This window comes from Pseudoalteromonas sp. C8, from assembly GCF_011378685.1.
Classification (GTDB): domain Bacteria; phylum Pseudomonadota; class Gammaproteobacteria; order Enterobacterales; family Alteromonadaceae; genus Pseudoalteromonas; species Pseudoalteromonas arctica.
In genome coordinates this window covers 1-618 of record NZ_WTKT01000063.1, presented here as the reverse complement: position 1 = coordinate 618, position 618 = coordinate 1, and the positions used below count along the sequence as shown (strand labels likewise).

The following is a 618-nucleotide window of genomic DNA, read 5'->3' as shown; positions in this document are numbered from 1 at the left end:
GAGGTATCAGAAGTGCGAATGTTGACATGAGTAACGATAAGGGGGGTGAAAAACCTCCCCGCCGGAAGACCAAGGGTTCCTGTCCAACGTTAATCGGGGCAGGGTGAGTCGACCCCTAAGGCGAGGCCGAAAGGCGTAGTCGATGGGAAACGGGTTAATATTCCCGTACCCTTTATTATTGCGATGGGAGGACGGAGAAGGCTAGGTGGGCCTGGCGATGGTTGTCCAGGTTCAAGTATGTAGGTGGGAGACTTAGGTAAATCCGGGTTTCTACTAACACTGAGATACGATGTCGAGGTACTAAGGTACTGAAGTCATTGATGCCATGCTTCCAGGAAAAGTCTCTAAGCTTCAGATAATAAAGGATCGTACCCCAAACCGACACAGGTGGTCAGGTAGAGAATACCAAGGCGCTTGAGAGAACTCGGGTAAAGGAACTAGGCAAAATGGTACCGTAACTTCGGGAGAAGGTACGCCTTTGGCGGTGATGAGACTTGCTCTCTAAGCTGCTAGAGGCCGAAGATACCAGATGGCTGCAACTGTTTATTAAAAACACAGCACTCTGCTAAATCGTAAGATGACGTATAGGGTGTGACGCCTGCCCGGTGCCGGAAGGTT

Annotated in this window: 1 rRNA gene; it reads left to right on the top strand. The window is 50.3% G+C overall.

Annotated features, from left to right (window positions below):
- Positions 1 to 618: ribosomal RNA gene (locus tag GQR39_RS20045) — 23S ribosomal RNA — on the top strand; the annotation flags it as partial.